At 59.3% G+C, this 9,442-nt stretch carries 11 protein-coding genes; 9 read left to right on the top strand and 2 right to left on the bottom strand.

Annotated elements, in window-relative coordinates:
• Nucleotides 1-1,314 (bottom strand): CoA transferase (locus tag ACN0SO_RS26950; RefSeq protein WP_417682939.1); only part of this gene is annotated, 1,314 nt, incomplete at its 3' end.
• Between the two features lie 83 nt (nt 1,315-1,397).
• Nucleotides 1,398-1,628 carry a CoA transferase gene (locus ACN0SO_RS26955; RefSeq protein ID WP_417682922.1) on the bottom strand — a complete coding sequence of 77 codons (231 nt, stop codon included), beginning with the start codon at nt 1,626-1,628 and terminating at the stop codon, nt 1,398-1,400.
• Between the two features lie 390 nt (nt 1,629-2,018).
• On the opposite strand from ACN0SO_RS26955, the gene ACN0SO_RS26960 reads away from it, so the two are divergent.
• The 9 genes from ACN0SO_RS26960 to ACN0SO_RS27000 all read left to right on the top strand — a co-directional run.
• Entirely contained in the window at nt 2,019-2,276 is a 258-nt protein-coding gene (locus ACN0SO_RS26960; RefSeq protein WP_417682941.1) for a RidA family protein, read from the top strand.
• Nucleotides 2,269-2,943: an RraA family protein gene (locus tag ACN0SO_RS26965; protein ID WP_417682924.1), complete on the top strand. Its 675-nt coding sequence runs from the start codon at nt 2,269-2,271 to the stop codon at nt 2,941-2,943. The genes ACN0SO_RS26960 and ACN0SO_RS26965 overlap by 8 nt, the downstream gene beginning before the upstream one ends.
• Before the next feature lie 13 nt (nt 2,944-2,956).
• The gene (locus ACN0SO_RS26970; protein ID WP_417682926.1) at nt 2,957-4,135 is read left to right on the top strand and encodes an MFS transporter; all 1,179 of its coding nucleotides are present in this window, start codon (nt 2,957-2,959) and stop codon (nt 4,133-4,135) included.
• Nucleotides 4,132-5,484, top strand: coding sequence for an ATP-grasp domain-containing protein (locus ACN0SO_RS26975; RefSeq protein WP_417682928.1), 1,353 nt, complete (start codon nt 4,132-4,134; stop codon nt 5,482-5,484). The genes ACN0SO_RS26970 and ACN0SO_RS26975 overlap by 4 nt, the downstream gene beginning before the upstream one ends.
• 96 nt (nt 5,485-5,580) lie before the next feature.
• Nucleotides 5,581-6,279, top strand: coding sequence for a class I SAM-dependent methyltransferase (locus ACN0SO_RS26980; RefSeq protein ID WP_417682930.1), 699 nt, complete (start codon nt 5,581-5,583; stop codon nt 6,277-6,279).
• Entirely contained in the window at nt 6,276-6,449 is a 174-nt protein-coding gene (locus ACN0SO_RS26985; RefSeq protein ID WP_417682932.1) for a hypothetical protein, read from the top strand. Before ACN0SO_RS26980 ends, ACN0SO_RS26985 begins: the two co-directional genes overlap by 4 nt.
• 20 nt (nt 6,450-6,469) lie before the next feature.
• A complete protein-coding gene (locus tag ACN0SO_RS26990; RefSeq protein WP_417682933.1) occupies nt 6,470-8,056 on the top strand; it encodes a CoA transferase in 1,587 nt (528 codons plus the stop codon).
• Between the two features lie 77 nt (nt 8,057-8,133).
• The gene (locus tag ACN0SO_RS26995) at nt 8,134-9,120 is read left to right on the top strand and encodes a DUF2332 domain-containing protein (protein WP_417682935.1); all 987 of its coding nucleotides are present in this window, start codon (nt 8,134-8,136) and stop codon (nt 9,118-9,120) included.
• A 42-nt stretch (nt 9,121-9,162) separates the two neighbouring features.
• On the top strand, nt 9,163-9,442 hold a 280-nt coding region (locus ACN0SO_RS27000), incomplete at its 3' end, for a CoA transferase (RefSeq protein WP_417682937.1).

Raw genomic sequence — 9,442 nt, forward strand, 5'->3', positions numbered from 1 at the left:
GGTCTGGGTCATGATGCCGGTGAAAGCCTGCATCGTCATGTCAAAGGCGGCGCGGTCTGCGAAGGTCCGCTCGGAGCCATAGCCGGAAATGGAAACGGTCACGAGCTTCGGGTTCCGGGCTTTCAGAACGCTTTCGGTAAGACCAAACCGTTTCATCACGCCGGGCCGGTAGTTTTCGATCAGGATATCGGTGCGCGCGAGTTCGCTCAGCAGCCAATCCCGGCCGGCCTGAGTCTTCAGATCGATCTCCAACGTTCGTTTTCCGCGGTTGATGGACGTGAAATAGCCGCTTTGACCTTCAAGGAGAGGGCTGAACTGGCGGGTCGGATCTCCCCCCGGCGGCTCGATTTTCAATACGTGCGCACCGAGTTCGGAAAGAAGGAACGTGGCGAAGGGCCCCGACAGAAAGCGCGTCAGGTCAAGGACCCGGACGCCGCTCAGGAGCGTGCACGCTTTTTGCAGCGGCCTCAGCGCCTGCGGGCCGCACCAGCCGGCATCCTGGACTTCAATTGGCGCCGCCGTCTCCTCAAGGCCGCGCGCGGCCCGACCGCCAGGCATGGCAACGGTGTCGATGGGCCTTCCGCGCAGGCTAAGCGGGCGAATTGTGCTGTAATCATGGGCCTTGGCATGGGCGACAGCCTCCGGCAAGGTCTGCATGGGCGCGCAGGCAATGCCGAGCGCCGACAGTTTTTCGAACCAGCTGAGCGTCGTCTCGCGCATCAGCTCCGTCTCGATCTTCGCCTCGAGCTCGTCCCGGTTCTGCAGCCGGCCAGCATACGAGCTGAAACGCTCGTCGTCCGCCAGTTCGTCGAGGCTCAAGGCTGTGAGCAGGGTTCGGACGTGGGCATTCGAAGTCGCCATGATGGCCAGAAATCCGTCCTTGGTCTTGAAGGGTTGACTAGGCGAACTCGTCGGGTGTCTGCCACCGTTCTTCGCTGGAACCTTGTCGAAGGTCGCTGCCTGCATGAGGGGAAACTCCAGGCACATCGCCAGCGAGTCGAGCAGCGCGCAATCGACGGAGGTCGCCGACCCTCTCGCCCAGGCCGCGGCAACCGCAATGGCGCCGAAGAGGGCCGATACCGTGGCGCCGATCGGTACAGGCACCAGAACCGGACCGCTGTCTGGCCATCCGGTCGAAAGGGCGAGGCCTGACGCTGCCTGTGCGGCGCCGTCATCCATCCTGACGCCTCGAAACCGGTCGTCCCAGCCGCAGGACGTCAAGCTGACATAGATTATGCCCGGATTGAACTCGCGCACGGCTTCGGGACAGAGGCCAAGGCGAAGCAGCGTGTCTGGCTGAAGGTTGGTGATCAGGGCATCGCAGCCTTATCCGGATCGTCTTGGCCCGCTCCAGTCCTGCCGCGGTGCGCAAATCGATTCGGATAAGGCGTTTGCCCTTATTGGTTGTGGCGAACGGCGCCCCGTAGTCCGCGCCATTTGCAAAACGCCCGCATTCTGTCCCTGTCGGGAGCCTCGAGGCGGACAACGTCCGCACCCAATTCCGACAGATAGCGACCGCAAAGGGGAGCGCTCAGATGGTGCGATATTTCGCACACCCGCATGCCGCTCAAGGGGAGTTTTGGAGTGCCGAAGTTCTCAGCTCCAGATGAAATCACATACAGCTCCATTGGGCGAAACGAATAAAATTATTGGCGCAGAGTACGCAAGAAAATTTTGATGGAAATTGTTGACATTAAAACATCTTTAGGTAAAACTCTAAAATAACCGTAATATATTTTCCTTTCTAAGGGGTATTGATATGGTTTGATGACTATATCACCCGATTAAGTTTGATTGCTATACGCATTAATATTTATTATTATTATATAAAACAATAAATATACATTGGTATACATGAATATAATTGAAATTCGACAGAGCCTCGTCCACGAGGCGGATGCTCTCTTATAGAGAGACGGATAAAATGCGGGAGTACGACCTATCCGGTCACTATTCCGATCTGATCAAAGTGCCGAGCGGACACTTCAAAATGTCTGGCGTCAAGTTCTGGGAGGGCGATCGGATCAGGGGGTACGGTGGCCGAGCAGTTCGAGAGGATCATGGGTCATCTTAACCGCGCCTTGGAAGATGCCGGCCTTCGCCTGACGGACATAACGTTCGTCTCCGTGTTCCTGGCGGATTTGACGCTCTATCAGGAATTAAACTCCGCCTATTCCAGAAGCTTCCCGCATAAGCCGTGCCGGGCAGTCGTTGGAGCGCAGCTCAGGAATGGAGCGCTCGTAGAAGTTGTCGCTGAAGGATGGTCCGATGCTTGAAGAAAAAGTCGTCAATCTGACTGTTGACCGAAGTGCCGCCCAATATATCGCAGTCATCGAGAAGGCGTATGTCGCCTTTGTAAGCGACCGCATCGGGAAGCACTATCTTATCGATTCCGCAATCAAGCCGCTGGAGCCGACGGACAGGCTCTGCGGGATTGCGGTCACCTCCCTGGGAACCGACCTGACCGTCAGGCGCGCGGCCATCGATACGATGGAAGCCGGCGACGTTCTGGTCGTTGCCGCCGGTGGTTCAAGCGACTGGACCTGCTTCGGCGATGGAACGGCGCAGAAGATCGTCGCCAGAGGCGGGATTGCCGCGGTGATCGACGGCTGCACGCGCGATAGCCCGGGCCTTGTCAGAATGGGCTTTCCGACCTTCTGCCGGGGCGCGACCGCCAAGAACTACTACTATCCGCATGCAATCAAGGCCGGCGGCGTGAATGTACCTGTGTCGATCGGCAATGTTTCGATCAATCCTGGCGATATCGTTTTCGGCGACCGCGACGGTGTTGTGGCCATTCCGCGCGCATTAGCGCCAAGGATTGCGGAACTGGTTTCGGCAGACCTTGAAGCGGAACGGACTTTGCGCGCCGGGGTTGGGCCCGGGTTCAGATCGAACGCCCACGACGAACTGGTTGCCAATGGCTACGTCATTCGAGGGTGATTTCGAACCTGCAATGACCGTGCTTCCGCGCAATTTGATCCGGGTGGCCTTTGCGTCCTTCGTGACCAACTCGGCCACATGGCTTTACCGTCTGACAACGTCGTATTTCATATGGGAGGCAACCAAATCCGGGGCGATGCTGTCGCTTCTGGCGGTTGCGGAGTTTCTTCCCAATCTTGTCGTAACGCCCTATGCGGGCATCATTTCGGATCGGATCCGGCTCAAACGGTCGAGTTACGTGATTTGCGGTCTGCTCGGTCTTTTGTCCCTGGTGGCGGTCCTGGCGGTTACGGTGCTACCGCAGGACCGGTTTGTTTTTGTGATTGTCGTCATCACCGCCGCCATGTCGACCGTTTCGGCGTTGAGCCGAACCGTGCACCAGAAAATACTCGGTTATGTCTTTACGCCGCAGAGCATCGGACGGGCGCTCTCGCTGAACACGATCAGCTTGAATATCGGCCGCGTCGCAGCGCCAACGGTCCTCATGGGATTGATTTCGCAGGACCTTCTCTGGGTCTCCTACTTTCTCAATGCGCTGTCCTACGCCGTTGTCGCCTACACAACATATGCATTTGACTACGCGCGTCAGCAGGGTCAAGCGGCAGCCGGACGGATGAATATCCATAAGGCTATCGGCAACGGTCTGCGATGCCTGCTCGAGCACCGCATTCTGCGCCAGTTGTTGGCGCTCGCCATGGTCGAGGCGGTTTGTCTCAGCGCCTTTTTTGAATTGCTGCCGATGCTCTCAGCCACCTATCTGGGGATTGCAGCCGATTTGTTCACCCGTATCTCGATCTCGATCGCGGTGTTTTCCTTCATTGCAGGCTTGTTGAAACTGTTCTCGCCCGTACGCCTTCAAGCGGGGCTGTTCCCGGCCGCACTGCTTGTGGCCGCGGGTCTCGTTGCCGGCGGGCTCAATTCGGGTTCACTTGTGTGGGCCTGCCTAGCTTTCGGACTGGCCTCCTTCCTGATCGTGCTCGTCCGGATAGGCATCGTCGAACTCGTTCATGTCGAAGCGCCCGAGCATGTGAAGGGACAGGCGCTCGGATATTACTTCCTGTCGATTTCCGGCGGGGGTGCGGCAGGCGCTGCCGTTTATGGCGTGCTTCACGACGCGGGATATGGTGGATTTCTGCCCTTAGTTCCGATCATCGTCTTTGTCGGCATTCTGGCTCTGCGGGCCGCAAGATGACCGGGCGCCGGATATTCATCCCCAACCTGCACCGGAACGGTGCCTACGTCCTTGCGGTCATGGCCAACAAGAGCGGCTATGAGGTCTTCACGTCGACCGACCATCCGGGCATGCCCTATACGAGGTGCCGCTGGGTGCAGGACTATCTCTACATCGCCCCGCCGCCGGAGCGGAACGGGAGCCCGCAGCAGCTCGCGGATTATGTGGCCGCACTTGTTGCGTTCATGCGTCGCAACGCCATCGACATCGTTTTTCCGACAAACGATGCTGATATCCGGATTGTCTTCGCGGCGCGGGAGCAATTCGCGGAGTATTCGGTCTGGGCGCCCGACGAGGGACTATTCGAGACCCTCTCAAGCAAGTTTTCATCGCTCGAGACGCTCGGCCCACTTGGAGTTCCGATCCCCGCTCACCAGGCCGTTTCCACGCTGGAAGACGCGCAAATCCTGTTGTCGCGCTGGGGATATCCGGTAATTGCGAAGCGGGCGCACTCCACCGGTGGACGCGGCGTTGCCGTCTGCCGTTCGCAAGCGGAGCTCGTCCGGTTTCTTGAGGCAAGACAACCGGTTGTCCTGCAGGAGTGGCTTTCGGGAAACGACGAGGTGTCCTTCCATTTCCTGTTCGACCGGCAGGGAAACACCATTTTGAGATTTTCGCTCAGAAAGTATCGCCATCTTGCTCCCTCTGTCAGCACGGCCATATCCGTGATCGATGATCCGGCGGAGATTTCCCTCGTGGAAACCGCCCTCAAATCGTTGAACGCGGTTGGTTTTTTCGTTGTGCAGATGCGCTTCTGTCCACGCCTCAAGGCCTACAAGTTCGTTGAGGTCAATTGCCGGTTCGGATCGAACACCCGCATGCTCTGTGCGCTCGTTCCACGTCTTTTTTCGCTTTTCGCGCAAGTCATGGAGGGCGGCGGCGACCTGACATTTGTCGAGGTAAAGCCTTCGGTGCGCTGCATTTCCGTCGTCGAAGACTGCTACGGCTTTGTCCGCAACACCTACGCCTTGCTGCTCGACCGGCTAACCGGAGGCCATCGCAGCCAGATTGTTTCATTCCGCAATTTCGCCGGACAGTTTTTTCTCGACATGTTCAATTTTCGCAACAAGCGGGATCTGCTCTGGCGGCGTCTTGGGACGGATACGATCGGTATCCTTCGCATGTACCGGGCAATGTTCCGCGCCTTCACTCTTTCTCGATCCTCAATCGAAAACATGAAACTGGCAGCCGTGTGGTGTCCACCGGCCGTCGATGCGGCCGCCGCACGCAGACGCGGTCAACCCGCCGCAGGTTCAGCAGAAGATGAGCGGCCCCAGCCGCCGGCACAACACCATACTTCAGGGAGGTAGCGGCGCATGGAATCCCCCTATGGCAAAGTTGCAAACGCTTATCTGAGCCGTCCGGCCTATCCGGATGAACTTTTTGAATTTATTCAGGACCATTGCTTGAACACAGGCATCGTCTGGGATGCCGGCTGCGGCAGCGGACAAGCCTCGGAACATCTCGTCCGCTATTTCAGCCAGGTGGTGGCCGCCGACAAGAGTGCCGAACAATTGCGGCTGGCCCGGCCTCATCCGCGCATCCTTTATAAGTGCGCACCGTCCGAGGAAAGCGGCCTGAAGACCGGGTCGGTCGACTGCGTCTGCGCCTTCATGGCTGCCCACTGGTTCAATCTCGACAAATTCTATTGCGAAGCGCGCCGCATCGCTGCGCCGGGAGGGGTGATTGCGCTCTTCTGTTATGGCGAACCGTTCGTCACCGGCGATCAGGTGGCGTCAGATTTCCTGGAAGACATTGCGAGCAAGATCATCGCTTTCGGCGGACCGGCAATTCAACGCATGCGCGGCGGCTACCGGGATCTGCCCTTCCCGTTTTCGAACGAGTTGCAAATGCCCCGGATGTACGCCCAAAGAGAGCTGGACGGGGAGGAACTGGTTCACTATTTCAGGAGCCGGGCCTCCGTCATCGATTACCGCCAGCGCACGGGCGCGGATCTCTGCCTGGAGCTGGAGAAACGCCTGACCGCGCATGGACGGCGCCACGCGACCTACCGGGTGACCTGGCCGCTCGCAGGCCGCATTGCCCCGGCTCATCCTGTCGGAAAGCCTCTCGCACTTGCTCAGCAGCCGGGGCTCAATCCATGATCTCAGCAAGGCTCAGCGTCCTAGCCGCACTTGACAACGTGGACCGCCTAGCGTTCGACGCGCCGGTCGACGCCAAATCGGGATTGTCGATATTCAGCTCGGTCGGCAACGCCTATCATGACCTGATGGTCGTATCCTTCCTCATGTCTCAAAAACGGCAGGAGGCCTGATCTTGGGCGGGCCGTGGCACATGAGAAAAGCGACCTCCGGTCCACCGCTGGCCGATGTTACGGTCTTGCGCGTCGGCGCGAGCGTTGCCTCCCGCCTTTGCGCGCGGACCCTTTCAGGGCGCGGGGCCCTGGTCCATCATGCTGATGATCTGGCAACCTGGTATGAAAGCCCGGAGGCCCGGTTTTGCCGTCCCGATATCGTGCTCACATCAAGCGACGGCGAGGGTGCCGCATCTGCTCTGGCCGGGGTCATGTCGGCTGCTGGATCGGTGGTCTGCGACATGTCCACCTTCGGCCGCACAGGGTCGCTGCGCAGAGCTTATCTCGACGATCCGGACCTGCAAAGATACTCCTCCTTTGCAACTTATACCGGCTTTCCCGGCGGACAGGCCTTGTGCGCGCCGGGCTATCCGATCGATTGCCAGTCCGCATTATATGCGGCAGCTGGTGCGATCGCGGGACTATTGATGCGCAGGCGTGACGGTGCTGGACGAATGGTCGACATCGCGCGGCTCGACGTTGCGGTGAATGCGCTTCTGACCTTCCTGCCGGCCAGCCTTGCAGGACGCGCGCAGACGCGGATCGGAAACCGCCATCCGGCCCTGGCGCCATGGAACATCTATCCGGCGCGGGATGGTTGGATAACGATTTGCGCCCCGACCGACCGGCAATGGACACGCCTGTCCGCTTTGATTGCGGCAGACATTCCCCATGATCCGGAGCTGCTCGCAACATCGCAGAACCGGTTGGACAACATCGAGCAACTCGATGCACTAATCGCGTCTTGGACGCAAGGCAAGCTTACGTGTCTCACGGCGCTGATGGACAATGGCGTTCCCTGCGGCGACATCCCTGCGGAGCAAATTCGGGAGACGGTCAGCCCGGTGGATTTGCCCGCCGGCAGCTCTGCGTGCGCCGTTGACGCGTACCGGTTGGAAGGCGGTCCCAATCCGGTGGCAGCGCCTTCACCGCTCAAGGGGGTGACAGTTGTCGAAATTGGCGCCAACACGACCGCCCCGCTTGCCGCTAAGCACCTTGGAGCGCAGGTGATCAAGGTGGAGGCCCCCGGAGGGGATCCGGCGCGCCATGGCGGCATCTCGCATACGGATGGCAACTCGGTCATTTTTCATCTGACGAATACGGACAAATGCGACATCCGGCTGGACCTCAGGAGTGCGGCCGGTCAGCGGGATCTTGGGATGCTTCTGAAGGGCGCCAACGCGGTGGACGGCCTGCCGGTGAAGACCGGCGCTTCCATCTGCGACCTGCTCGGCGCCCAGATGGCGTTGGTGCACGTGCTGGCCCGCACCTACAGGCGGCCGGCTGCCAGCTGCCAGATAGATCTGTCCATGCATGATCGCGTCGTCTGGATGACTGCCGGCGCAAACCGGATTGCGGAAAACCTGCCCGGAAGGCGCTCGCACGAAGGCTTGCTGGATCCTGTCCAGCGCTCCGGGACAGGCGCTTGCGGCAGTACGACACTTTCAGACGTTCTAAGCTTGCCTCATGTGGAACATCGCGGGCTCGTCAAACAGATTGGCGGCGGCAACCGCAGGCTGTCGGTTCTCGAAACCCCTTGCGGATATGCGGTGCGAAGGGCGACGTGAAGCATCTTTTTCAGGACCGAATAGCGTCTGTATATCCCCGAAATTATTGTTTTTGGCCGGTTGATTAAAGGTGAGTGATGGACAGCGAAAGCGAAGATGTTGCCAAGTCGTATCTGGGCTTTGCCGATTTCGAAGCCAAAGGAGCTTCGAACGTCTACGAAGCGCTGGCACGCGAAGTCGCTGTCAGTCCGCCGGCTCTGAAATTTCTTTGCCGATTACCGGCGGAAAAGCGGCAGCCCAATTTGCTCTTTGCCGCGCTTCAGTATCTGGAATGCCTACCTCCGGCGGACGGGCTGACAGAGATGGTTCTGGAACGGGCTGGTGATTTGGAAGAGGTGATGCGCAAGCGCAGCACTCAGACCAACGAACCGGGGCGGTGTGCCGCGCTCTTGCCGATCCTGGCAAGGATCGGCAGGCCTCTGGCGATTATCGAAGTAGGGGCGTCAGCGGGTCTCTGTCTTTTGCCGGACAGATATGGCTACACTTACACGACCGAAACGGGCAGCATAACGATCCCCGCGCCGGAGGCGGGGGCTCCGCAGTTTGAATGTGCAGCAGTCGGGAACGTGCCGCTTGCCGACCGGCATCCCGAAATCGTCTGGCGACGCGGGTTGGATCTCAATCCCCTGGATGCCGGCTCGAAGGAAGACGCCGCATGGTTGCGGGCGCTGGTCTGGCCGGAACACGAAATGCGCAGGCAACGACTCGACAAGGCGCTGACTGTCGCCGCCGTCATGCCGGAACTCAGGGTCGTTGCCGGCGATCTTCGCGACGGTCTGGAAGGACTGCTCGCCGATGTTCCAGCGGGCGCAGTGCCGGTGGTCTTTCACACCGCCGTTCTGTCCTACGTGAAGGACCTGGATGAACGCGATGCATTCCAGCAACGTATGCTCGATAGTGGTGCCATCTGGATTTCAAACGAGGCGCCGAAGGTTTTAGCAACGACGCGGAGTCACACCGCCCCGGCGAAGGCCGGTCTCAGTTTTCTCACATGCCTTAATGGCGTTCCGCAGTATTGGGCCGCCCCCTATGGCGACTGGTTGAGCGATTTCTCGCTTGCCTGACGGAAGGGCGCTCAACACAAATAACGGAAAGGAAGTTCAGACGTGCCCACCAATCACGATCCTGCTTATCCATTGAAGGGGATTACCGTTCTTGATCTCACGACTGCGCTGGCTGGACCACTGAGTACTCTACGCGCCGTGGATCTTGGCGCGGCGGTCATCAAGGTTGAAGGTATCGATCGCCCCGACATAACGCGAAACATGGCCATCGGCGGCGTGCGGCTCGGCGAAATGTCGACAAGCTACATGATGCTCAATCGTGGCAAGCGCTCGCTTGCGCTCGACCTGAAATGTGCGAACGGCAAGAAGGTGCTGCGCGAGC

The organism is Roseibium sp. (assembly GCF_048260565.1).
Lineage (GTDB): Bacteria > Pseudomonadota > Alphaproteobacteria > Rhizobiales > Stappiaceae > Roseibium.

Coding starts and splice junctions, on each gene's coding strand:
- ACN0SO_RS26975 (WP_417682928.1), top strand. CDS start 4,132: ATGACCGGGCGCCGGATATTCATCCCCAACCTGCACCGGAACGGTGCC.
- ACN0SO_RS26990 (WP_417682933.1), top strand. CDS start 6,470: ATGAGAAAAGCGACCTCCGGTCCACCGCTGGCCGATGTTACGGTCTTG.
- ACN0SO_RS26985 (WP_417682932.1), top strand. CDS start 6,276: ATGATCTCAGCAAGGCTCAGCGTCCTAGCCGCACTTGACAACGTGGAC.
- ACN0SO_RS26970 (WP_417682926.1), top strand. CDS start 2,957: ATGACCGTGCTTCCGCGCAATTTGATCCGGGTGGCCTTTGCGTCCTTC.
- ACN0SO_RS26995 (WP_417682935.1), top strand. CDS start 8,134: ATGGACAGCGAAAGCGAAGATGTTGCCAAGTCGTATCTGGGCTTTGCC.
- ACN0SO_RS26965 (WP_417682924.1), top strand. CDS start 2,269: ATGCTTGAAGAAAAAGTCGTCAATCTGACTGTTGACCGAAGTGCCGCC.
- ACN0SO_RS26955 (WP_417682922.1), bottom strand. CDS start 1,628: ATGGAGCTGTATGTGATTTCATCTGGAGCTGAGAACTTCGGCACTCCA.